Genomic DNA, 22,315 nt, shown 5'->3' with positions numbered 1-22,315 from the left:
CGTACCTCTCGCACATGCAGGCCGTCACCGATCACGCCCACGCCCACCGGGCCGGCCTGACTATCTCCACTGGCCCGAGCAGGGGCCTGACCGAGACCCCCGAGCACCAACACCGGAATCACAAAAAACATCATTCGTCGCATAGAAAGCCCAACATGCCTACGTCTCCGTCGTCACGGGTGGCGCGCATACGTCACTCAATATGGTGGTCACCCACCAGCCAGGACAGGCGCACCAGCGGCAGCGCCGCCTTTCGGGCCCGCAACACCCACCGACGAGCGAAGCCGACGGCACCACCGGCCGGACCCGCACCACCGGTGGGACGGGCGACGCCGGTGGGACGTACCAGGACACGCGCAGCTGCCACGAGGCAGCCGTCCACGGCAGCCTCGAACTCCATTGGCTCCCCCACCACTTGGGCCGGGCCTCCGATACAGGTACGGGCTTCAGCGCCCCCGCCTCGGCCAGTGTCCGCTGAGCGGCCAGCACCACCTCGGTGGAGTTCCCGATGCCCAGGACGAGCCCTCCGTGCGCGGTCGCGAGGCGACGCACGGCGAGGTCCCCGGGCACCAGGGCGGTACGGTTCTCCGAGAGGTACACCGCCCAGCCGCAGCGCGGATGGGAGTTTCGCAGTCCGTAGGCGGCCTTGACGGCGTTGAACAGCTCACAGTCGTGCGTCAGTGCCCTGTATCGGCGTCCCATGCCTCGGAAAGAGCAACCAGCGTCTCGGGCATCCGGTCCGCGAGGGGAACGGCCGCCCCGTCGGGTGCCGGGAACAGCCCAAGCACCGCCGTGAACGGCGTGTACTCATCGGTCCCGCCCGCCTGCACCCGTGCACGCACGCAGCCACCGCTCCGCCGGGTACCTACGGCAGCGGCCGTCCAGCCGAGGATGTCGACGTCTTCCTTCGCCCCCCGGCCTCGACGGCAGCGGCGAACTCCTCGACGCCCTCGGGGAGGAGCGCACCCCCATCGTCTCCGTCCGCATCCCAGCGCCAGTCGTCACCAGCGGATGTGCAGGGCGTCGAGAGCGGCGATCTGTTCGGTGGTCAGGCGTCCCGTTGTGCGGCGGGCGCGCTGCACGCTGAGCCAGGCGTCGAGGCGCCGGCCGTTGACGACGGTCGGTGCGGGTGGGTCGAGGTGGCCGTGGGCTCCGTGCTATTGGCGGGCGTCGGCGAGCCGGTTCTGCCACGCGCGTTCGGTCCGTACGTTGGCCATGCCGCGGCCGGGGGTCCAGTCGATGCCGAGTTCGTCCAGGGCCGAGACACGGTCCGGGGCGAGGGTGCCGCGCCGGTGGGCGGAGCGCTGCCGGGACAGCCATACGGTCAGGTCGGTGCCGTCGATGACGGTGCCGGCCGGGGCCGCAGGTGGCCGTGGGTGGCGTGGTAGCGGCGGGCGGCCTGGAGGGCCTGCTGCCAGCGGGAGGCGAGAGGATCCCGCTCCATGCCGAGTTCGTCGAGCGCCGTGATCTGCTGGTCACTCAGGTTGCCGCCGCGGCGGGCGCGGCGCTGTTTGGTGAGCCAGTTGCCGAGGGTTCTGGCGTTCGTGTCGTCGGAGGTCTCGGAGGGTCTCAGGTGGCCGTGGTGTTCGCGGTAGGCGCGGGCGGCGGCAAGGTCCGAGGCGAAAGGCCCGGCGTCCGAAGGGCTTTCGCGGGCGCGCTTGATGCGCTGGCTCAGTGAGCTGGTGGTGGTGCCCAGTGCCTGGGCCAGTGCTTTCTGTTCGACCCCCGCGTCGACCAGGGCAAGCAGGGTGGAGGCGGGCGGGTTGCCGCGCTGGTGGGGCGGGGCGGCGAGCTCGGCGTCCGTGGGCGGGCAGCCGGTGGCGGCGACGGTCCAGAGCATGCCGAGTTCATCGAGGGCGGCCCGGCGTTCGGGGAGCAGGGGGCGGGACTGTCCGGTGCGGTCCCGGACGGTGCCGGCGTGGAGGGCTCGTTGGTAGGCGATGAAGTCGCCGAGGTTGTAGCCCTCGGGGTCGGTGTGGGTGACGGGGGACGCGGAGGTCGCCGTGGCGTTCGCGGTAGCGGTGGCAGGCGGCGAGTCCGTCGGCGAAGCGGGCTTCATGGAGGTCCCAGATCATGCCGAGTTCGTCCAGGGCCTGGACGACGTCGGTGTGGACGTCGCCGTGTGCGTAGCGGTTGCGGCGGCTCTTGAGGGTGCTGCCGAGCGGGTAGCCGTCCTCGGTCACGTGGTCGCGGGGAACACAGAAGTGCCCGTGGGCGGGCGTGGTAGGCGCGGGCATGGCGGACGAGCTGCTCGTTGATCTGGTCGCGGGTGTCCCAGACCAGGACGAGCCGCCGGAGCGCGTCCGGTTCGCCGCGTACCTGCAAGCACTCGCGCAGGTGCGGAACCAGGAAGAACGCGGCCTGATGACCGAGGTTCTCACGGACCCGGACCCGGCGACGGCCCAGTCCGCGGTCGTCCGCCACCTCGACAGGCTGGCTACCGACCTGCTCAAGAGCCCGGAATACATCACCTGGGCACAGGCCATAGTCAAGGTTCTCAAACCGCACTCCTTCCTGGTCCAGCGGCTCCACAAGTGGTCGCTGTTCAGGGCGGTCGCCTTGGCGCAGCCGTGGCTTCCCGGTGCGCTGACCGATTCATCGGACTGGCTGCAACGCAAGATCGTCGAGAGCCTGGACACCTCCGACACCCTCGCTGTCCTGGCCGAGACCGGCCGCACCAGACGGGTCCGCAACACCGCCAGAACCACCCTCACCCGCGGAGACAACGGCGCCTGACCGCGCGAAAAACGGGTGCACAGATCCGGCGATGCGATGCGACACTGCCCCCATGACCAGGCCAGAGCTCTCCGAACTTGACTATCTGCGGGAGGTCGAAAGGCTCGCCAAGGCAGTCATCTCCGCAGCCGCCGGTGAGCAGTGGTACCCCGACGGCACCGAAGGCGAGGGGGCGCTCCAACGCAGTGTCAACGCACTGGGACGGGCGCTGCTGCACTACCACTTCCCCCTGGACGGGTGCCTAGAGGACGAGGCAGAGCGTCCACAAGTCCCCCTCGCGGCCGTGGCCATCATCCGCCCCGACGCTATGCCCATCGGCACCGACGAGACCTACTCACACGCCTGTGCTCGACTGGGGGTAGAAGCACGACCCGAAGGGTGGGCACTGTGGGACACCTGGGTCGACGGCAACGCGAAAGTCACCATGGTCGTGTCCGCCGTGGACACTACCGAGGGCCTGCTCACCAACTGGGCCAAGGGCAGAAACCTGCTCCCCGTGATGCCCCTGCCCTCCCAGATCGCCCAGGTCCACGCTGGCTGAACCGGTTGGGCGTCGATCTTCTCCCCTTACGGCAAGAGGAAGCTCGGCCTCAACGGACAGCCGTGATCCAGATGTATTGACTATTGCTCAGCGACCGCTGGTGTCTGCTTAATATTGCGGTCAGCGCCGTGGTGTTCGTCGTGGTGGCCCGGTCGAGGATCCGGCAGCCGATAGTGTGGGCCGAACTCGATTTCGTCGAGCAGCACGCGCCGAAGTACGGCCGGCCGCCGGAGACGATTGAGGAGTACAGGGCGCAGCAGCTTCAGGAGCAGGCGTCAGAGGCCTGATCGGTCAGGGCGGCGAGGAAAAGACAGAACCCCGCGGACGCGATGTCCACGGCGTTCTGTTGTGTCTGGGTGGTTGACCGAGCGAGACTTCGACGCTACTTCGCGCACTTGGCCTTGAAGGCGTCGAGCAGGGCCTTGCCTGCATCGGAGTTGTCACGCACGTACGCGTTGCCGTTGATACTGATCGAGGTGTCGCTGGTCGAGATCGATTCGGTGCCGGTCCGCTCGTTGCGGCTATCGTCTCCGGCGACCATCCAGATGATCTGGGCCTGATCCTTGTTGAACTCGCCGGTGCTGGTCACGTCCGGCTCCTCGTAGACACCGTCACAGGTGTACTCCTGATGCGAGACAGTGTTGCCCTTGACGACCAACTGGCCGAGTTCGGACGTGCCGTTGACGTCCTTGATGTAGTAGGTGCCGTCGAGGCCGCTGTCGCTGTCTCGCTGCTTCCGCCGCAGGCGGTGAGCATGAGCGCGCCCGCAGCCAGGGCCGCGGCGGTAGCGGCGAACTTGGCCCGCGCCGCACGTACGGTCCTGGTGGTGTCCATGGTGCTCTTCCTTCATCCGTTCTGGACAGTTGGCTTCGTCAGCTCTGCGGAGGCTGGACCGGCGGCATACGCGGAATCGGCGGAATCGGCGGAATCCTAGGTGTCTGACGCGGCGACCGCAGGAAGAAAGCCGCAGCAGCAAGGCATCACGACCGAAAGTAGCGCCTGGAGCGCCATGCCGGTCGGTTGGCAGGTCCTGACGATGTCGGGCCCCGAACTACTCAGCGTTCCAATCCACATCGCGGACCTCGCCGTCTGGCCAGATGTACGCGAGCACGCAGGATGCCAGCGTCACCTCGCGCAGGTCGTATCGGTCATGCCCTCGCCGCGCCACGTCCACGTGAGCCCGATCAGTCGAACGCCCGCAGCACCAGCCTCGCAACTCCCGTGATCCCCCGTCCGATCCACCCAAGCAGTCCCGTCTCCACCGCCAGCTCGGCGGCATCCCCGACGCGCCCGCCAGTAGCCAGGCGGCCTGACCTTGGAACTGCTCATCGACGTCCGGTGGCTCATCGACCGACAAGAGCGCATGCTCGGCAAGCACCTGCAGGTCCGCGACTACTCAGGGCTGGTCGCGGCCGTCGCCCGGCATCGCGTCAACACCCCCCACCTGGACATGACAGACCCCGATGCCTACTGGCGAGCCGCGGCCCTGCTCGACACGATCGTGCTGCCGCGGCCGCTGCCCGCCCGGAACGAGCTATACGGGTACGCGGTCGCCGCGGCGTACATCGAGGCCTCCGGCGAGACCGCCAACGCGAGTCAAGCCCAGTGGGTCCAACTGATCGAGGACATCAAGGCCCTGCGGCTCGACACCTTCGACATCGCCGATCGTCTGAGGTCCTGGCGAGCACCGTCGTGATAGTCCGTCAGCCCGCGACGGCTACATGATCCCTTTCCAGTTCCATGGGCGCGGTCCGCAGCGACCGCGCAGGCAGTCGACTCGGTGCTGGGCCTGTCCGATCCAGTCGGCATTGCTTGCCGCATGCTGCGCGGCGTAGGTCGCCATCCGCAGCTCGCGAGCGCCCGCCAGGATCGGGTATCCGGCCCACTCCGTAACGTCGAGACCGTACATCGCACAGAACTCGCCGTATTCCGGGACGGTGACCGCTCCGGTCGTCGTCCTTCGCACCGCGGTCGACACGAGGTCCCATTCCGGCGGCCCGACGGAGAACCGCTCCAGGTCCATCATCAGTGGACCGCTGCTCGTGCGGACAAGATTGCCGGGCCAGGCGTCCCCGTGCACGGCTCGGTCCGGAAGCCCAGTCGGCCGTTCAGCCCATGCCGCCGCGAGGTCCGAGTGGAGCCCGCGGAGCCACGTCCTGTCGTCGTCAGGGATCGTGGTGGCCGCGTCCAGCCGCTCGGCGATCCTGACGAAGGGATCGAGGTACCCCAGCTCAATGTCCGGCTTGGGCAGTGCGTGCAGCTGCAGGAGCAGCCGGGCGAGGTCTCGGGGCGTGCCGTGCTCGTGGGGTGGGAGTTCCTTCCAGAACGTCACGGGCCGGCCGCCTGCTTCCACTGGCTGGTCCACGTCGATTAGACGCACGGCTGGGATGTCCTTCTGCGCGAGCCAGCGTGCGACGCGTACTTCGCGCTCCGCCGTCGCGCTCTGGCCCGGCCGTGCGATCCGCACGATCACCCCTCCGGGGAGCCGCCATATCTGGTTCTCGGCCAGGCGTACGGGCTCTGCCCCAGCAGGGTCCAAGCCGACTGTGGAGCAGGCCTGCTCCAGGGCATGGCGGGCGGGTGCGGCTGCCGAAGTTGTCATGCCGAGACCGTAGCGGCGATCCGTTCGCGCAAGCCCGCGGCTTCCTGGACCTTCTGGTGCTTGGCTGCGAAGTGCCCGAGCTGCCGCAGGTCGTCAGCTGCTCGACGGGAGGTGAGCCGGCCGACCTCGTCCAGTGCGTCATGCCCGATCGCTGCCGCCTGCCGCGGATCGCCCTTGGCCATGACCAGGGCAGCCAGCTTGGTGCGGGAGATCGCGCGGGACCGCTTGAAGGAATCCGAGTGTCCCTTCACCGCAGTGTCGAAGCGACGGGCCGCTCTGCCCGGGTCCTGCCCGGAGAGGATGGCCAGATCAAACAGGGCGTGGGCGGTGTCTCCGTTGTGCTGTGCCGCATCGTAGTAGGCCATCCACGGCGGGTCTTCCGAAGGGCAGGCCCGGGTGAACGCCTCATCGGCAGCTCCGACGGCCGCCATGGTGTCGCGGACATTTCCCATCTTCCCGAAGGCGCGAGCGCGTGCAGTGTGAAGCATTGCCTGCTCGGTGGCGGTCAGCCGATCGGAGCGCACCAGGCCCTTCTCAGCGTACGTGATGCCGTCATCCGGCGCGCCGATCCACACGGCCTGTCGTGCGAGGAATGAGTACGTCTTGGCCCGCAGGTGCCAGTCCCCCGCTTCCTCGGCGCAGTCGGCCGCGAACTTAAACGTCTTGGTGGCTTCCTCGTGGTGGTATGCGTCGAAGGCTGAGGCGCCGACGACGATTCCGAGTCGTGAAACGGAGGCGAACAGGTCGGCCCGTAGATGCTCGGCGCACTGCACTTGCAGCAGTCCGGCCGCCCACTGCATCGCGCGACTGGCTACGTCGCGGACCATGCCGCCCCCGCCCAGCTTGTTATCCATGCCGCTGATAGCGGTTGCTGCGGCCAAGACCTGGTCGATCTCGGTGAGACTGACGTCCTTGGGGAGGGCCAGGTCGTCAGAGGGGGCAAAGACTTGAGTGAGGTCTATGGGGGCGAAAGCGGCGAGGCCGGTTACTTGGAGGAACGAGCGTCGGTACATGAGCTCATGGCTCCCAGGGCGAGGAGTTGGTTCATCACTGCCCAGGATGCGGCTTGTCCGCACCTGAACGGTTCCTTCCCCCCTACCCGCGGCATGAGTATCGGCATCAGCCCGTTTTTGATCGGCATCGCGGTTAACGAAGACCATCGGCCATGCCCGGTCGAAGAGCCCTCCCGTACGGAAGACGCCATCGAGCCGCTGGGCTACATCCCGGCGACAGCTCGGGTACTTGCCCTTCTCGATCGCCAAGATCATGTCATCGCTGACCTGCACTAACCGCCCGAGCGCCGCAGCGGACAACCTCTCTGCCTTGCGAAGCTCGCGCAGCTCGTTCCCGAACCACTCCTGGGGGGAGGCCCCCGGATTCAGGTCCTTCATTGGCTGCGGCATTCCCTGCCCCCGAAGTCGTTGATGCCGAACTCTCAAGCTGTCGGCATCAGGCTCTGCACGTTCTCCGTGTGTTCTGCGTGAATGGTTGCTGATCGGTTCGGTCCCAGTACACACCGCAACCGAACCCTGCTGAAGGGGTTCTGGCGGAACGGAGGGAGCAGACATGGAACTACTCCTCGATACCCGCGATCGGGGCGCTTCTGTTCGAGCCATGTCCACGAGCGTGCGCGGCCAACTCGACATGACCTTCGACGTCCGAGCCGAAGACCTCGGAACGGTTCGGGACATCGTCCAGGCTCACCTGCGCTGGTGGCACATTGACAGCGACGTCGCCTACCGCATGTTGACCGTCGTCAACGAACTACTGACCAACGTCATGCAGCACACGGCGGCGGACGAGCACGGCTACCGGATGGCCAGTCTGCTGCTTCAGAAGGTCCCCGACGGCGTCACCGCGATCGTGCGCGACCAGGACCGTTGCCCGCCCGCGCATGTGACCCCGGCCTCGCTCGCCGAGAGAGGCCGCGGCCTGATGCTCATACGCGCCCTAACCGACGACTCATCAGTGTCCGTGACCCCGGCCGGCAAGGACGTGTGGGTCTTCATTGCGACCTCAGACGGATCCGAGCACTTCTAGTCCCCGCGGCCGGCCCCCTCTCAGGAGTCCTGATGTTCCTCACTGCTCCGGTTCTGGAGAAACGCGTCGTCTCTCCTATGCCCGACGTCCCGAAGTGGACGCCTCCGCTCGCCCCGGACGACTTGAGGCATGTCCTGAAGCGGGTCGCTGCGTGGTCTCCGCTCGACGTCGAGGCGATCTTCGACGACCTGGACACGACGATCGGAAACCAGCCGCCACCCGAAGCCACGACCCCGGCGCTTGTCGAACGCTTGCGCAGCCATCTGAAAAGGCTCAGCGCAATCGCGGTAGCCGACACCAAGTTCCCGCCCACCAATGAAATGAAGCAGATCATCGAGCGAGGACGCCCCATGCAGGATGCGCGCCTGCCAACCGACCATCAGCAGGCCGTCGGGATGGCTCGACGCATGGCTTTCGTGACCTCCGACCTCGTCGAGAAACTGATCGAGGCTCGGTACATCAAGGACGTCGCATGACGCCTCGAACCGGTCGTCTCCACGCAGCTGTGTTGTCGCTCCGTGGAGACGACCATCCATCGGGGTCCTCCCCTTCCGCCTCGATCGCCCCGCCCTGCACCGGCGGGCGCCGATCGGCGGACAGCACAGATGGAGGATCGGCTCACACTCCCCCGCCGATCACGGGTGTGAGCCCCGGTCGCCCTCTCCCACTCCAATCGAGGGCGACCGGCCTGCCCAACAGTTCCCCCCGAACCCCCCTCTCCGGCGATCCAACTCCGCTCCCCCGCGGATTCGTAGGTTCAGCCGGAGAGGGCCCCACCGCAGCACGTCCGAGAGGAAGCGCGACGCACATGTGCCAGCACCAGACTCCCTGCCCCACCGCGGGAGCGTCGGATCGCGAGGCTGCCAGAACCGTGGCACGAGACGACGTCTTGGGCTGGTCCCGTCTTTGCAACGGCGTATTGCTCTTTGACGACACTGGTGAATTGCTGCCCGACGGCAAGATCATTCCCCCGCACCGCCCCGCCCCACTGGCAGGAGCAGCCGCGTGAGCACGGTGAGCCGCCTCGTCCCGTACATCACAGCCCGCGAAGACGAGGAACCCGAATCGATCCTGGCCCTGCGCGCTACCTTTGACCGCGCCGGCCGCCCAGCCCTGGGCTACTGGGACGAGAGTCAAGAGGACCGCGACCCGCGGGGTGTGCTGTGGGGCCGATGCTCGCAGTTGATCGGTCGGGACGGGTTGCCGTCCGGGCGGCCTCAGTGGCGGCTGATCCACCCCGCCAGGCAGCGCGAGACGATGACACGGCTTCACTGTCAGATCTGCGCAGGCCCTACCAGAACACCGCAGGGGTACCCGTTCCTGTCGCGCGCCACCAAGGGCGTTCCGCGGCCTGGGGACATCCTCCGCACCGCGCAGCCCCCGGTCTGCCTGGCGCACCTGCGCGTCGCAGTTGAGCAGTGTCCGCACCTCCAGAAGGGCTACACCACCCTGATGGTGCGCAGCGCCCCCCTCTACGGGGTCATCGGCACTCCCTACCAGTGGACCCGTGACGGGATCAAGGCACTGGCTGGGAACGACACGCCCATTCCCTACCGAACGTCAGAGCTGCGGTGGCTACTGGCCTCACAGCTCGTCCGCTGCTTGCAGGACTTCACGGTCGTCGATCTGGATGACCTCACGACGCTCGACTTGATTGCCTGAACGTCCTGGAGGCCGCATGTCCCGTCGCGCGTGGCAGGTGTCCACCCTTGTGGTTGCCATCACCCTGATCAACTACGCCGCAATGAAGCGGTGACGCGTGCCGCTCCAGCGGTGCGGGCTCACGCCTCTCCCAGTAGCTCCTGTCTCACAGCCGCAACCGTGGCTGTATGTACCTCTACCTGGAGACTTCATGCTCACAGCTCCCACCTACCGCAGCGTCGAAGGCGCCTACCTGGCCCTGCTGCAACTGGCCTTGCACAACCACGAGCACCATATTGCCGCGCGCGGGAACGATGCCCGCGAGGTGATCGGCGTCAGCTTCCGACTGCCCGATCCCCGCCAGCGACTCCCCTACCTGGCCACACGCAAGGCCAACCCGGTCTTCCAGTTCGCTGAAGCCCTTTGGTACCTGGCCGGCCGCCGCGACCTGGAGATGATCGGCTACTACGCGCCGTCCATGCGCTCCAGCTCCCCCGACGGCATCAACCTCGGCGGGTCCGCCTACGGCTACACCCTCTTCAATCCCGCCGAAGGAGACACCGCCTCCCCTTTCGACCGGGTCCTGGAGCTGCTGCGCACGGAGAACGACAGCAAGCGCGGATACCTCCCCGTCTTCTCCGCCGCCGAGCTGGCCGTCGCCGACAACCCCGACATGGCATGCCTGGCCGGGCTTCACCTCTTCGTGCGCGGCGGGCGCCTGCACATGGTGTGCAACATGCGGGCCAACGACCTGGACTGTGGCCTGCTCAGCGACGTGTTCAGCTTCACGATGATCCAGGAGTACGCGGCCGTGCAGCTCGGTCTGGAGCTGGGGTCGTACACCCACTTCATCGGTTCGGCGCACGTCAACGACCGGAACACCGAGCGCGTCAAGAAGGTGCTCACCGAAGCGGACACTCGGCGGAGTCCCCAGCACTTCCCGTTCCCGGCGATGCCGCAGGAGACCAACCCCGCCACCCTGGCGAGAGTTCTCATACATGAAGAGGCCCTGCGCACCAACAAGGTCCGGTACAGCGCGGAGGACATTGCTGGCATCGATGTGGACGCGTACTGGCAGCAGGCCCTCCTGCTGTTCGAGCTCTACCGGCAGATCGAGCACGACCAGACGGACGCCGTGAGCCTCGACGTGCTGGACGCGCTGCACCCAGGCCTGCGCTGGCTCGTCGGACACCGCTGGGCAGCATGCCCCACGCCCGGGAGCGCCGAATGAATCAGAAGCCTTCCCGCAGCGGTGCCGTCATCAACGGCGTGGGCTGGGCCCACTGGTCGGTCATCCTGTGCAAGCCGGACGCGGTCGAGCGGGGCCTGACCGATGAGGTGCTGGACCGGCTCGCCGCGCCGGACGTGAAGATCCTCGGCCGACAGGACGTGACGGTCGCACCCTGGCAGATCCACGTGCACTACTGGGACCTGCTGGTCGACGCCGATTGGTTCGGCGGCCGGGACATACCTGCCTGTCTGGACAGCCTGTTCGTCGGGCGGACCGTCACCGTCGCCCTCGCCTACGGCCCGCCGGGCATTCAAGGCCGCCTGCGCAGCCACCTTGGCCACTACGACCCGTCGAAGGCGGAGGCCGGCACGATCCGCGGTGATCTCGGCGACGACAGCCTTGACCAGGCCCTTGCCGAGAAGCGGTTGGTGAACAACCTCGTCCACACGTCCGACGACGCGGACGCCGCGCGCCGAGACTTCGGCACCTGGTTCGGCGCCAACCGCCGCGGCCTTCTCGCCCCGCACCAGCGCGCCACCGTCGAGAACTGACGCCGTTCCCACACCTGGAGGCACATTCATGAGCGTTCCCACGTTCCAGCGCCGCCCCCTCTCGATCCTGTCCGCCGACAAGATCGGCGAACTGAAGCCGGAACTCGCCGACGTGATCGAGTACCGCAAGTCGGGTCTGTCGCTGAACTGGATCGTCGGCTGCCCGCTGGAGTGCGGATACTGCGTCCGGCACCTCTTCGACAACTTCGAGATGAAGGTTCCCCGCCGCCTGATGAGCGACGAGGAGGCCGTCACCCGCCTCGTCAGTCACCCGTACTTCCGGGCGCACAAGACGCCCATCCAGCTCCTCAACCGGGCCACCGATCCCATGCTGCCGATCGTCAAGCCGCATGTTTTCAACGTGCTGCGGAACCTGGACGAGCAGGGCCTGACCAATCACGTCCTGATCATCACGCGGTGGCGGGTGACCCCCGAGGACTGCGCCGTCCTCAACAGCTTCACGAACCTGCGTCTGACCGTGCTGGTCACGCACTCCAACATCGCCGACCCGGCCATCGAGCCCGTGGACTCCCGCATCGCCGCAGAGAGCCTGCGCACCCTGTACGAGCACGCCAAGCGGTACCGCACCGTCCTGTACTGGCGGCCGATCGTGCCCGGCCTGAACGACTCCGACGCCGACATCGAGCGGGCCCGGGAGCTGTCCCAGCACGCACACGCCACCGTCTTCACGGGCCTGTTCTTCCGCGAGGAGATCGCCTCCTACTACAAGTCGCACGGCCTGCCGATGCCGTACGACGAGACGGCACGGCGGAAAATCATGCCGGAGGCCGCCGAAGAGCGGATACTCGCCGCCTTCCAAGACAGCGCCTGGGGGGCTCTGTTCCGCAAGACGAGCTGCGGTGTTGCCTACGCCCACAAAGAGGCCGACTACAACGGCCACTACGGCGTCCGCGAGCTGTGCGACATCTGCCCCGAGGACCAGATCGCGCGATGCCAGGCGGCGTGGGTCAAGCCGGATTTGGCGACGGTCACCCAGGAAGCCCGAGTCCTCGGCGCGACGGGTGAGATTGAGATCAACGATCGTGCCATCGTCGTGGAGGGACTGGACGAACCGCCGCGCTACTTCCTCCAGCACGGCTTCGGCTACCAGTGCCACGACCGAAGCAAGCCTCACCACCACCGCCAGCACGGCCGTGCTCCCATCGGCTGGAAGGCGGGGAACGGAACCGGAGCCGCATGAACTTCTCCTCCTGGCCCTCACTCCTCGTTGTCGATGTCGAGGGCAACGGCACCAACCCGCCCGACCTGGTCGAGGTCGCCGCGCTTCCCGTACGTGACGGGCGGCCGGACACGAGTACGGCAGGGGCGTGGCTGACCAAGCCGCGCCGCCCCGTCACGCCGTTCGCCGCCCGCGTCCATGGCCTGACCAATCTGCGGCTGGAGCGCGAGCCGGGCTGGGAGGAGATCGGCGACAAGGTCCACACGCTCCTGGGTGACTCGTGGATGTGCGCCCACAACGCGCATGTGGATTACAAGGTGCTGTCGGCGCATCTTCCGCAATGGCGGCCGGCCGGAGTGCTCGACACGCTCCGGCTGGCCAAGTCCACCTACCCGGGCCTGCCGAAATACTCGCTCGACGCCCTGATCGAGCACGTCCAGCCGGACCTGCGCGCGGCCCCCGCACAGCGGCACCGCGCCACGTTCGACGCCTACGCCACGGCCGAGCTTCTGATCGCCATGGCTGCCCACTACGACACCTGGGACCAGCTCGTCGCCGTGGCTGTGCCGCCCGGCCTGCCCGGTGCCCCCGAACCAGAAGAGGAACCCACCCTGTGGTGACTACGACTTCGCCCATTCGTATCGGCGTGCTCGGCGCTCATTCCACTGGCAAGACCATGCTGCTCAAGCGCATCGAGATGGAGCTGCGAGGCAACGGTGTGACCCCGGCGAGGACCGGCAGCATCGGGAAGCGTGCCGCCCTCAACGGGCTGCCCAAGATGCAGAAGCACACCGTGGCGTCCACCGAGTGGATCATCGCGCAGGGCATCGCCGACGAGATCGCCGCAGGGGCCCAGGGCGCGGACGTCATCCTGGCGGACCGCGCTGCCCACGACGCCCTCGCCTACCTCAACGCCGCTCTGGAGTTCCGCGGTGAGCAGATCCACCGCTTGGAGCGGGAGCGGCTACTGCTACTGGCCTCAACGCAGTTGCCGAAGTACGACCTGCTCCTGGGGACGGTGCTCGACAAGACGATGCCGGTCGAGCGGAAGCACGACTACGACCCCCGGTACCGCGTACTGGTCGACCACCACGTGCACGCGCTCCTCGCCGCCGAGACGATTCCCCACCTGCGGGTCACCAGCGACCCCGCCAGCCAGGCGAGCGCCGTCGCACAGGCACTTGAGATCTGCCTCAAGGCGGCCGCCGTATGAGCGCCCCGTGGCCCGCGGGCCCGATCGAAATCGCTGGAAAGACCGTCTCCCGACTCGGATTCGGCACAATGCGCCTGACCGGGCCCGGCACCTGGGGCGACCCCGTCGACCGCGACCAGGCAGTCAGCATCCTCCGACAGGCCGTCCACACCCACGGCATCACGCACTTCGACACCGCGGATGCCTACGGCCCCCACACCGCCGAGCACCTGATCCACGATGCGCTGTACCCGTACCCCGAGGAACTGCTGATCGCGACGAAGGTAGGCATGGTGCGACCGGCCCCGAACCTGTGGGCGCCACACGGCCACCCCGTCTATCTGCGGGCCTGTGTCGAAGCCAGCCTCCGCCGACTGGGCACAGAGCGGCTGGACCTGTGCTACCTGCACCGCATCGACCCGGAAGTGCCGCTCGCGGACCAGCTCGGCACCCTCCACGCACTCAGGGACGAAGGCAAGATCGGGCACGTCGGCCTCTCGAAGGTCACTTCCGAAGACATCCGCAGAGCCGGGAAGGAGGTGACCATCGCGGCGGTCCAGAACGTGCTCAACATGACCGACCGCCACGATCCAGCCCTCGAACTCTGCCGTGATCTCGGCATCCCCTACGTGCCCTACCGGCCACTCGACGCGGGCACACTGGCGAAAGCTCACGGGGTATTCGCCGCCCTCAACTGGCTCCTCCAGCTCAGCGATATCGTGGCGCCCATCCCCAGCACGAGCCAGCCGAAGCACCTCGAAGAAATCGTGAGCGCCGTAACGGCCGGCGGCTGGACCTGATGCGGACCACCCCGGCGATACCAGCCGCACGAGAAAGTGCACTGCGGGCCCATGCACCGTACGAGAACTGGCGACCACCAGCGATCGGAGTGTCCTTACTCGTCCCCGTGAGGGGCGACGGTCTGCTCCTTGCCGACATGACCGGTCACGGTGGCCTCTTGCTCCCTGTCGGTCCCGTAGGGGACGGTGAGACACCGGAGCAGGCAGCTCAGCACGTACTGGCCGGCGTGCCGAGCGGTCTCCCCATCCTGCGGCGGGTCGTCGTGGACGAAGTCCAGATGCGACGCCGGAAGATCATCACGCACATCCTGGTGACCGGCCCGATCACCTGTGAGGACACCGCCTTCCTCAGCTACCGCGACCCGCGGGCCGTCCTACGTGCCCTGCCCACCGTCCGGGCCATCGCTGAACTCCCGGAAGATGCGCGGGCACGAGCGCTCATCGGTCTCCAGGCACTCGCGATCGGCGCAGTCGCTCATCTCGAAGCCGGAACGGTGCAGCGACTTGAGCCGGTCGCCTCCAGCGGGCGCGGCGGGGCCGGCCCGGAATCTCTCGCGCTTACATTCCAGAGTGAACCCGACCAGGAAGAGGCCTGCACCCTGTGACACACCAGAATCCCACCCTCACGACGGAAACCCCCGACATCTCGGGCGAGCCCGCCGGGCCCTGGATGCCCCGCCAGGAATGGGTCAAGACCCAGCCCCAGGCACTCGTCGCCTCGTGCGTCGTGCTCCTCGACCAGCAGGGCCGGATGCTCATGCTGCGCTATGCCGAAAGCGAGCCGAGCGGCGGCACCTGGTGGTTGCCGGGCGGGATGCTCGACCACGGCGAAGACCCGTTGACCGCAGCGCGGCGAGAGATGTACGAGGAGACGGGAGTCACGGTGAGCCCCGCCCCGCGACTGATCGGCTACGACCACCGCGTCGATGTCGGCGGCACCGGACCGGCTCTCGACTTCTTCTGGTACGGAGGAAGCGTCGCAGACAACCCCACGATCCGATTGAGCCCCGAGCACGATCGTCACGTCTTTCTCGGGCTGGACGAACTGACCAGCACACCACTTGCCGCGCATATGCGCACTCTGGAAGCACTGCACACCGCTGCCACAACCGGGACCGTCGTCTGTCTACGGGAAGGGCAGCCGCACGGACCTGACGATTCGTCGCTGTAGCGTCAATCCAAGACACAGCTGGAGAGCCAGGCCACCAATGAGAACTATCGGATCTCCCGCAGGCAGCACCCGGACTACGGTCAAGGTTCTTGCCGGAGACCCCCTCTCCGAAGCGGGAGTTCGCACACACCTGCGGACACGCCCCGAGATCACCCTCGTGGCAGGCGACGATCCCTCCGATGACCCGCAGGTGACAGTCATGGTGGCCGACACCGTCAGCGACGACGTGCTGGTGCTGCTGCGCCACACCCGGCGCACCAGCACCACTCGCACCGTCCTCATCGTGGCCGACTTCTCGGAACAGGCAGTATTCAGGGCCGTCGGGTGCGGGGTGGCAGGTGTCGTGCCCCGCAGCGAGGCCACGCCGGAGCACCTGATCCACGTCATACAAGCCGTGGCACGCGGTGACGGCTACATGCCCCCCAACCTGCTGGGTTCCCTCATGGCAGAGGTCGGCACGCTGCAGGAGAACGTGCTGCGCCCACAGGGACTGCATTTCACCGGTCTGGCCCCCCGTGAGATAGACGTTCTCCGCCTCGTCGCCGAAGGACACGACACCGAAGCCATCGCGAAACAGCTCGCCTACTCCGAACGCACTATCAAGAACGTGCTTCATGAGCTGATGACCCGCCTTCAGCTTCGCAACCGGAGCCACGCCGTCGCGTACGCGATGCGCCAGGGCCTACTCTGACTGACGTTAACGTCAACGGTTGACATAACACATACGTCTGCTGCCGCGTCTCTCCCAGTATCAAGGCCTTGGAGCGGGCCCCGGCTCTTCATGGGAGAGATCAGCACGTGACCGTTGAGTCCACGTCCCGTTCCACCAGCACCCTCAAGCGCCCGCACACGTGGGCTGTTGCGGCCGAAATCGTCGACGACGACCCCGTCGCCCGCGTCGCCGACTTCCGCGGATCGATCCGCACAAAGATTGAACAGCGCATCGACGCCCTGGATAGGTACTGCCGCGCCTGCCGCCGCCCGTACACGGACGTCGCCAAGAGCGACTGCGCCTCGGGCGTCGACAACCGGCACCTGATCGGTGGAGACCAGAGCGTCCGGGCCAGGCGCAAGATGCCCGCTCCCCCGCCGGCCGGAGCCGCGCGTACTGCCGGACTTGGCCGTGGGTGAGCAGTCCGCGCCGGGTTCGGCTCCAGCAACGGGTGCGTTCCACCCCGGTCCCGTTCGACATCCTCGCCGGAACAGCCGATACAGGGACGGGCCCGGAGTCAGTTCGAGTGGCTCCAGGCCCGTCGTGTGTGAGGGGTCAGGCGGCCCAGCCGACGGAGGAGACGTAGGTGTACGCGTCCCAATCGGTGCCGAGGCTGCCGCTGATGATGTCGTCCCAGACGGCTTCGAGTTCTTGTTCGTCGCCGTCGATCCAGGCGTCGACGGCGCGGTCCCACACACCGCGGACGCTGATGTCACGGGTTTCCAGATCGCGCTGGTGGCGGCGGTCGACGCGGGACTGGTCGGCCGGGTCGATCTCGATGCGGGTTCCGCGGCCGTGGTTGTTGAGCCGGCGCTTGAGATCCGCGGCCACATTGCGGCGGCGCAGGTCCCAGTAGGCGGCATCCAGGCGGGCGAGGTTGGCCCGGCTGGGGGTTTGCTCTTCGGCGAGCCAGGCGATGACAGTGCGGGGTCTGACGTGGATGCCCGCGCGGTCCATGGCCTCGTATCCGGCGTCGGAGATGGTGAGGTAGCGGAGGCGGGCGGCCAGGCCGCGTTCGGAGTCGACGGGGGACTCAATGCCCGTCACCATGCGGTCGATTGCTTCGGCTAGGGCCTGCCCGCCGTGGATGCCTCGGGCCCGGTAGGTGCCGAGGTGCTTCCAGCGGCCGTCGCCGGCCATCAGCGGGTCGCCTTGCCGACGGTGTACTCACCAGACGCCTTGGCGTCGCTGTGCTTGACCTTCATCTGGGCGACGCCGCGGCCTTCGGGGAAGACCTGGCGCCAGTCGCCGGTGACGTGCAGCTCGTCGGTGCCCATCATGCTGATGACGTCAAGGCCGGCCTGGTGTGCCTTGTATGCCTTGCCCCAGAGGTTGGCGTAGGCCTGGCTGTGGATGATGTGCATCCAGTCAGGGCGGGTCATTTCGCGGTTGTGGATCGACTCACCCATCGTGGAGATGAACTTCGAGTACATCGCCTTGACGTATTCCAGGGTGATGCTGTCGTCCTCGGAGATGGCCGTGTCCCGCGCGGCGGTGAGCAGCTTCCGCAGGGCGTCCAGGAAGTTCTCCGTTGCACCGGACGTCCACGACTCATGGACGACCGGCGGTTCGAGAAGCCCGTACTTCGGCCCGGACAGGCGCAGCAGGAGGCGCAGGGTGGCGTCGGTGATCCACAGGGCGCCTGGTTCGTCGCGGTCGCCGAGGGGGTTGGGCAGGTGCGGGTGGGTCCAGGGTGTGGGGGTGATGAGGTGAACTCCGGAGCGCTTGGGGTCCACGCCGTCGCTGCCGGTGGTGTGCTCCAGCTTCCCGATAGGCAGCCAGCACTTGAGTGCGGAGAGGTAGGCGGCATTGACGTCCAGGGCGATGACCGCGACGCTGCCGGGGATCTTGAGGGAGTAATCGGGGTGGCGGAAGTTGGGGCGGGCCTCCCAGATCTGGTCCGGCTCCTTCTTCGAGGGCTTCTTGAGGATGTCGGGCAGGGCCGGGTAGGCCGTGTACGCGTAGCGGGCGGTGGCGCGGGTCTCGTTGAACAGGTGCATGACGTCCGGGATGGCGCGCTTGATCAGGGCCTGCAGCGCGGCATCGACGTCGCCGTCGGCACGCTCCAGCTCTTCGTGGACGGCCCGGCCGATGAGGCCGGCGGTCTCGGCCTGGGCGCGGGCGGCCGACCGTGCCCGCCGCTGCGGCCGCGACGGGACCGGCGCCGGGACGGGTGAGGCAGCGGTCGCGGGTGCGGGGGCGAGTGAGACGGGGGTGACCGGTGCGTGGGCGCTGGGGGCCTGGGGTGCGGCGGCGGGAGGCTGGCACATGGCGCCGGCGTGCAGGGGGCGGCCGCCCGTGGCCTGGTAGGTCGTCATGACGCCGCAGCGGATGCACGGGCCGGGCTCGCCCTCCACGGCCAGCCCGTCGGGGCCCCGTGCGGTCTCGGGGGCGGCGAACGCTGCGGCCGGGGTCGCCTCCGGGGCGGATGTCTCGGTGGGCGGCTGGGCCGGGGCGGGGTGGAGCTGGGCGAGGCCTTCGAGCAGCCGCAGGTACTTCACGCGTCCCGGCGGCTGCGGATCGGTGGTGCCGTCCTCCCAGTTGGCGACCGTCTGACGTCCGACACCCACCGCTGCGGCCACCTGGGCGCGCGAGAGGCTGGCCGCCTGACGCAGCCTCAGCCGCTCGGCCGGCTCCGGCATCCGCGCCGTCAGCCGCGCCTCCTCCAACAGAGCTTCCACACTGTCAGTTCCCTCATTCATACCTCGAAGGTACACCAGTTAGGCGTATGCTGGAAGCAGATTAGGCAGCGATTGGGCGTGTGTTTGCATGGTGACGGCAGGGTGCGGGCAGTGACGTGAGGCCCAGGACCTGCGGCGGGACCTTGCCGGGCCGACGACGGAAGGAACGGAACATGACCGCTGGAAGGGTGCCCGGAGCCGCCGCGCGGGCCGCTCCACGCGGCCGCCGCCAGGCTGGTCTCGGTCTCACGCCGGAGCAGGTCGCGCTCCGCATTTCACGGCGGAATAATTCTTGAGGAGTGGTGAAATTGCGCGGCATTACCCTTCGGTCGCATCAGGTTGAGGCCGTGGATTCGATTGTCGGGGGGCTTTCTGCTCCTGCGGGCGGGGTTCTGCCTGCCCGGGGTCTGCGCGGACAGGTCGTGTCGTCGACCGGTTCGGGCAAGACGATCACGGCGGCGGTGGCGGCGTTGCGGATGGTGCCCAGGGGGCTTGTCGGCATCGTGGTGCCGACGCTGGACCTGCTGACGCAGACCGTCGAGGCGTGGCGGGCGGTCGGGCATTCGGGGCCCGCGGTGGCGGTGTGCAGCCTGGGTGCCGATCCACTGCTGGAGGCGCTCGATGTGCGGTGCACGACCAATCCGACCCAGCTGGCGCTATGGGCGGCAAGCGGGCCGATGGTGGTCTTCGCGACGTACGCCAGCCTGTCGCCACAGGGTCTGGAGGACGACCAGGACGACGGGGAGGGAACGGTGGCGCCGGGCGTGCTGGAGCGGGCGATGCGCGGCTCGTTCGGTCAGCGCATGGGCGCCTTCGATCTCCTGGTCGTGGATGAGGCGCACCGCAGTTCGGGTGATCTGGGCAAGGCATGGGCGGCAGTTCACGATCAGGAGCGGATCCCGGCGGCGCGACGCCTGTACATGACGGCTACGCCGCGCCTGTGGGAGTCCACACCGGGCTCCTGGAACGCGGGCAGGGCCGCCATGCGCAGCGGCTCCGAGGACGGCTCGGATGCTTCGGGCGGCCGCCTGGTGGCCTCGATGGATGACATCGAGCTCTACGGCCCTGTGCTGTACGAGCTCGGGCTGATGGAGAGTATCGAGCGGGGCATCCTCGCCTCGTTCGAGGTCGACGTGCTGGAAATCCGTGATCCCGAGGCGCCCGGCCCGGACGCCTCGGTGGAGGAGCAGCGGGGCCGGCGTCTGGCCGCGCTGCAGGCCGCGCTGCTCAAGCACGCGGACACCACCGGGGTCCGGTCGCTGATGACGTTTCACAGCCGCACCCTGGACGCGATGGCGTTCGCACGTGCGCTGCCGGAGACCGCGGCCGAGCTGCACGAGACGGACCCTGTGGCCTACCCGAAACGCGTAGGCGCAGAGTGGCTGTGCGGTGAGCACCCGGCCGCTCACCGCCGGGTGGTGCTGGACCGGTTCGCCGACGGCCTCGACGCACAGGGGTGGGTGACCGACATGGGGATCCTGGCCAGTTGCCGGGTCCTGGGCGAGGGCGTCGACATCCGCGGCAAGCGCGGTGTCGGCGGTGTCGTCTTTGCCGACACCCGCAGCTCTCCGGTGGAGATCGTGCAGATCACCGGCCGGGGCCTGCGCCAAGACCCGGGTGAAGGAAAGGTCGCGCGGCTGATCGTGCCCGTCTTCCTCCAGCCCGGAGAGGATCCGGAGGACATGATGGCCTCCGCCAGCTACCGGCCGCTCGTGGCCGTTTTGCAGGGCCTGAGGGCGCATGACGAACGAATTTTCGAGCGAATGGCCCTTGGGACCACCACCGCCCGTGGAAAGGCCACCTCCGTTGTCGCCCTGGACCCGCAGCACGAAGACGAAGGAGAAGGCGAAGAGGAAGGGCAGGAGACAGCCGGCGAAATCGGCGAGGCTCAGCCCACGGACGCAGACAGCACCGCCTCCGAGACCGAGGACCAGGGCGAAGAGAACACCGGAGCCGGCGGGGCCAATCAGGGCTGGGGCGAGGAAGACGAGAGGCCTGCGGTGCCGTTGCTGCGGTTCTCCCTGCCGCGCAACCCCGACGTCATCGCCGCATTCCTGCGCACGCGCGTCCTGCGGCCCGACTCCGAAGTATGGCTGTCCGGCCTCAACGCCCTGCGCAAATGGGTCCAGGCCCGCGGCCACGCGCAGGTACCGCTGGACGCCGTCGTGCCCATCGGCACGATCGACAGCGACGGCGAGAACGGCAACGGCGGGACGTATGCGCTGGGGGCCTGGGTCAGCGAGCAGCGGCGTGCGTTCCGCCTCGGGACGCTGAAGGCCTGGCGCGCTGAGCTGCTGGACGAGCTGGGCATGGTCTGGTCGGTCACCGACGCCCGGTTCTACAAGAACCTCTCCGCAGCCCGGGTGTATCACGCGGTGCACGGCACACTCACCGCGCCGAAGGACGCCGTCGTGGACGGAGTGGCTGTGGGCCAGTGGCTGGCCAACCTCCGCAAACCCGGAGGTCTGGGAGGGGACGAGGAACGCGCACAGGAACGGCGCAAAGCGCTGGCGGCGATCGACCCCGACTGGGCCCCTCACTGGCCAGTGGAATGGCAGCGCCACTACGCCGCCGTACGCGAACTCCTCGCCGAAGAAACCGGCCCGCCCGAACTACTGCCCGGCGTCACCGTCCACGGCATCGACGCCGGCAGATGGCTCCAGCGCCAGCGCGACCACACCGTGTGGCAGGGGCTGATGGACGGACAGCGCGAACGCCTGGAGCAGCTCGGTGTCATGCCACTGCCCCCGGAGCCGACGGCGCCCGGAAAGCCGTCCAAGGCCGCCTCAGGTGCCTTCGAGCGAGGTGTGGCAGCCCTGGCGCAGTACAAGGCCCGCACGGGCTCCGTGACCGTCCCCAGGGGGCACGTAGAACAGCTGGAAGACGGAACAGAGGTCAAGCTCGGGGTGTTCCTCTCCAACACCAAGTCGAGGCGCGCCAAGCTCACGGGCGACAAACTCCAACAACTCGCCGAACTCGGACTCCACTGGGCCGCCTGACGGAACAACGGCGATGTCGGCACGGACCATGTCCGGTGCGGTGGCTCTGTCCACGAGAACCGACAGCGGATGTTTCACCGATTTCGACAGCACAGAGCGGTCCGGAAGATTCGAACGGTGACGCCTGTCAGCCCTTGGGCCTAAGAAGTCGTTTCACTTGGTGAGTCGGCGGTGGCAGATGAGGGTTGAGGCTATGCCGACGAAGGCGAGGAAGTGCTCGGGCTTGCGTTCATATCGA

The 22,315-nt window shown here is 67.8% G+C and carries 27 protein-coding genes and 1 pseudogene; 19 read left to right on the top strand and 9 right to left on the bottom strand.

The annotated features are described in order from the left end of the window. Window positions 1–159 precede the first annotated feature (159 nt). The 4 genes and pseudogenes from ACFVYE_RS36995 to ACFVYE_RS36980 form a co-directional block, all read right to left on the bottom strand. Complete coding sequence (locus ACFVYE_RS36995; protein WP_389608377.1) at window positions 160–702, bottom strand: hypothetical protein; 543 nt, start codon at window positions 700–702, stop codon at window positions 160–162. A gap of 299 nt (window positions 703–1,001) precedes the next feature. After that, a pseudogene (locus tag ACFVYE_RS36990) lies at window positions 1,002–1,139 on the bottom strand (helicase associated domain-containing protein); the annotation flags it as partial. Between the two features lie 18 nt (window positions 1,140–1,157). After that, window positions 1,158–1,316 (bottom strand): hypothetical protein, encoded by a 159-nt coding sequence (locus ACFVYE_RS36985; protein WP_389608413.1) that lies wholly within the window; start codon window positions 1,314–1,316, stop codon window positions 1,158–1,160. Between the two features lie 8 nt (window positions 1,317–1,324). After that, complete coding sequence (locus tag ACFVYE_RS36980; RefSeq protein ID WP_389608376.1) at window positions 1,325–2,059, bottom strand: helicase associated domain-containing protein; 735 nt, start codon at window positions 2,057–2,059, stop codon at window positions 1,325–1,327. Between the two features lie 176 nt (window positions 2,060–2,235). On the opposite strand from ACFVYE_RS36980, the gene ACFVYE_RS36975 reads away from it, so the two are divergent. The 3 genes from ACFVYE_RS36975 to ACFVYE_RS36965 all read left to right on the top strand — a co-directional run bounded on the left by ACFVYE_RS36975 (window position 2,236) and on the right by ACFVYE_RS36965 (window position 3,564). Further along, window positions 2,236–2,736: a hypothetical protein gene (locus ACFVYE_RS36975; protein ID WP_389608375.1), complete on the top strand. Its 501-nt coding sequence runs from the start codon at window positions 2,236–2,238 to the stop codon at window positions 2,734–2,736. Window positions 2,737–2,788: 52 nt separating this feature from the next. After that, complete coding sequence (locus ACFVYE_RS36970; RefSeq protein WP_389608374.1) at window positions 2,789–3,277, top strand: hypothetical protein; 489 nt, start codon at window positions 2,789–2,791, stop codon at window positions 3,275–3,277. A gap of 128 nt (window positions 3,278–3,405) precedes the next feature. After that, window positions 3,406–3,564, top strand: a complete 159-nt coding sequence (locus ACFVYE_RS36965; RefSeq protein ID WP_389608373.1) for a hypothetical protein — start codon at window positions 3,406–3,408, stop codon at window positions 3,562–3,564. 95 nt (window positions 3,565–3,659) lie between these two features. On the opposite strand, the gene ACFVYE_RS36960 is transcribed toward ACFVYE_RS36965, so the two are convergent. Then, window positions 3,660–4,127 carry a hypothetical protein gene (locus ACFVYE_RS36960; RefSeq protein ID WP_389608372.1) on the bottom strand — a complete coding sequence of 156 codons (468 nt, stop codon included), beginning with the start codon at window positions 4,125–4,127 and terminating at the stop codon, window positions 3,660–3,662. Between the two features lie 465 nt (window positions 4,128–4,592). On the opposite strand from ACFVYE_RS36960, the gene ACFVYE_RS36955 reads away from it, so the two are divergent. After that, window positions 4,593–4,973: a toxin Doc gene (locus tag ACFVYE_RS36955; protein WP_389608371.1), complete on the top strand. Its 381-nt coding sequence runs from the start codon at window positions 4,593–4,595 to the stop codon at window positions 4,971–4,973. Between the two features lie 21 nt (window positions 4,974–4,994). Here ACFVYE_RS36955 and ACFVYE_RS36950 read toward each other — a convergent pair whose 3' ends face one another. Both ACFVYE_RS36950 and ACFVYE_RS36945 read right to left on the bottom strand, forming a co-directional pair. Next, window positions 4,995–5,879 carry an aminoglycoside phosphotransferase family protein gene (locus ACFVYE_RS36950; RefSeq protein WP_389608370.1) on the bottom strand — a complete coding sequence of 295 codons (885 nt, stop codon included), beginning with the start codon at window positions 5,877–5,879 and terminating at the stop codon, window positions 4,995–4,997. Continuing rightward, window positions 5,876–7,270 carry a helix-turn-helix domain-containing protein gene (locus ACFVYE_RS36945; RefSeq protein ID WP_389608369.1) on the bottom strand — a complete coding sequence of 465 codons (1,395 nt, stop codon included), beginning with the start codon at window positions 7,268–7,270 and terminating at the stop codon, window positions 5,876–5,878. Before ACFVYE_RS36945 ends, ACFVYE_RS36950 begins: the two co-directional genes overlap by 4 nt. A 223-nt stretch (window positions 7,271–7,493) precedes the next feature. Between ACFVYE_RS36945 and ACFVYE_RS36940 the strand changes: the two genes are divergently transcribed. The 14 genes from ACFVYE_RS36940 (at window position 7,494) to ACFVYE_RS36875 (ending at window position 16,816) form a co-directional block, all read left to right on the top strand. Further along, window positions 7,494–7,919 (top strand): ATP-binding protein, encoded by a 426-nt coding sequence (locus ACFVYE_RS36940; protein WP_389608368.1) that lies wholly within the window; start codon window positions 7,494–7,496, stop codon window positions 7,917–7,919. Window positions 7,920–7,951: 32 nt separating this feature from the next. Continuing rightward, window positions 7,952–8,395, top strand: coding sequence for a DUF6415 family natural product biosynthesis protein (locus ACFVYE_RS36935; RefSeq protein WP_389608367.1), 444 nt, complete (start codon window positions 7,952–7,954; stop codon window positions 8,393–8,395). 332 nt (window positions 8,396–8,727) lie between these two features. After that, complete coding sequence (locus ACFVYE_RS36930) at window positions 8,728–8,928, top strand: DUF5999 family protein (RefSeq protein WP_389608366.1); 201 nt, start codon at window positions 8,728–8,730, stop codon at window positions 8,926–8,928. Beyond that, complete coding sequence (locus ACFVYE_RS36925) at window positions 8,925–9,581, top strand: hypothetical protein (RefSeq protein ID WP_389608365.1); 657 nt, start codon at window positions 8,925–8,927, stop codon at window positions 9,579–9,581. The genes ACFVYE_RS36930 and ACFVYE_RS36925 overlap by 4 nt, the downstream gene beginning before the upstream one ends. A gap of 190 nt (window positions 9,582–9,771) precedes the next feature. After that, entirely contained in the window at window positions 9,772–10,791 is a 1,020-nt protein-coding gene (locus ACFVYE_RS36920; protein ID WP_389608364.1) for a thymidylate synthase, read from the top strand. Beyond that, a complete protein-coding gene (locus ACFVYE_RS36915; RefSeq protein WP_389608363.1) occupies window positions 10,788–11,342 on the top strand; it encodes a nucleoside-diphosphate kinase in 555 nt (184 codons plus the stop codon). The genes ACFVYE_RS36920 and ACFVYE_RS36915 overlap by 4 nt, the downstream gene beginning before the upstream one ends. A 28-nt stretch (window positions 11,343–11,370) precedes the next feature. Further along, the gene (locus ACFVYE_RS36910) at window positions 11,371–12,543 is read left to right on the top strand and encodes a radical SAM protein (protein WP_389608362.1); all 1,173 of its coding nucleotides are present in this window, start codon (window positions 11,371–11,373) and stop codon (window positions 12,541–12,543) included. Next, window positions 12,540–13,142, top strand: a complete 603-nt coding sequence (locus ACFVYE_RS36905; protein ID WP_389608361.1) for an exonuclease domain-containing protein — start codon at window positions 12,540–12,542, stop codon at window positions 13,140–13,142. The genes ACFVYE_RS36910 and ACFVYE_RS36905 overlap by 4 nt, the downstream gene beginning before the upstream one ends. Then, on the top strand, window positions 13,139–13,735 hold the full coding sequence (locus ACFVYE_RS36900; protein WP_389608360.1) for an AAA family ATPase: 597 nt from the start codon (window positions 13,139–13,141) through the stop codon (window positions 13,733–13,735). Before ACFVYE_RS36905 ends, ACFVYE_RS36900 begins: the two co-directional genes overlap by 4 nt. Continuing rightward, a complete protein-coding gene (locus tag ACFVYE_RS36895) occupies window positions 13,732–14,514 on the top strand; it encodes an aldo/keto reductase (protein WP_389608359.1) in 783 nt (260 codons plus the stop codon). The genes ACFVYE_RS36900 and ACFVYE_RS36895 overlap by 4 nt, the downstream gene beginning before the upstream one ends. 158 nt (window positions 14,515–14,672) lie before the next feature. Continuing rightward, window positions 14,673–15,119 carry a hypothetical protein gene (locus ACFVYE_RS36890; protein ID WP_389608358.1) on the top strand — a complete coding sequence of 149 codons (447 nt, stop codon included), beginning with the start codon at window positions 14,673–14,675 and terminating at the stop codon, window positions 15,117–15,119. Continuing rightward, window positions 15,116–15,685 carry an NUDIX hydrolase gene (locus ACFVYE_RS36885; RefSeq protein ID WP_389608357.1) on the top strand — a complete coding sequence of 190 codons (570 nt, stop codon included), beginning with the start codon at window positions 15,116–15,118 and terminating at the stop codon, window positions 15,683–15,685. The genes ACFVYE_RS36890 and ACFVYE_RS36885 overlap by 4 nt, the downstream gene beginning before the upstream one ends. Before the next feature lie 199 nt (window positions 15,686–15,884). Next, window positions 15,885–16,376 carry a LuxR C-terminal-related transcriptional regulator gene (locus ACFVYE_RS36880; RefSeq protein WP_389608356.1) on the top strand — a complete coding sequence of 164 codons (492 nt, stop codon included), beginning with the start codon at window positions 15,885–15,887 and terminating at the stop codon, window positions 16,374–16,376. A 107-nt stretch (window positions 16,377–16,483) separates the two neighbouring features. Then, window positions 16,484–16,816 carry a hypothetical protein gene (locus ACFVYE_RS36875; RefSeq protein WP_389608355.1) on the top strand — a complete coding sequence of 111 codons (333 nt, stop codon included), beginning with the start codon at window positions 16,484–16,486 and terminating at the stop codon, window positions 16,814–16,816. A gap of 136 nt (window positions 16,817–16,952) precedes the next feature. Here ACFVYE_RS36875 and ACFVYE_RS36870 read toward each other — a convergent pair whose 3' ends face one another. After that, window positions 16,953–17,537: a transcriptional regulator gene (locus ACFVYE_RS36870; protein WP_389608354.1), complete on the bottom strand. Its 585-nt coding sequence runs from the start codon at window positions 17,535–17,537 to the stop codon at window positions 16,953–16,955. After that, a complete protein-coding gene (locus ACFVYE_RS36865) occupies window positions 17,537–19,099 on the bottom strand; it encodes a helix-turn-helix domain-containing protein (RefSeq protein ID WP_389608353.1) in 1,563 nt (520 codons plus the stop codon). Before ACFVYE_RS36865 ends, ACFVYE_RS36870 begins: the two co-directional genes overlap by 1 nt. A 287-nt stretch (window positions 19,100–19,386) precedes the next feature. Between ACFVYE_RS36865 and ACFVYE_RS36860 the strand changes: the two genes are divergently transcribed. Further along, window positions 19,387–22,077, top strand: coding sequence for a Helicase associated domain protein (locus tag ACFVYE_RS36860; RefSeq protein ID WP_389608352.1), 2,691 nt, complete (start codon window positions 19,387–19,389; stop codon window positions 22,075–22,077). The last annotated feature ends 238 nt before the right edge of the window (window positions 22,078–22,315 follow it).

Origin of the sequence: Streptomyces sp. NPDC058239, assembly GCF_042882185.1 — a bacterium.
In the GTDB taxonomy this organism is placed as follows: domain Bacteria; phylum Actinomycetota; class Actinomycetes; order Streptomycetales; family Streptomycetaceae; genus Streptomyces.
The sequence above is the reverse complement of the archived record's forward strand: the minus strand, read 5'-3'. Positions and strand labels throughout refer to the sequence as shown.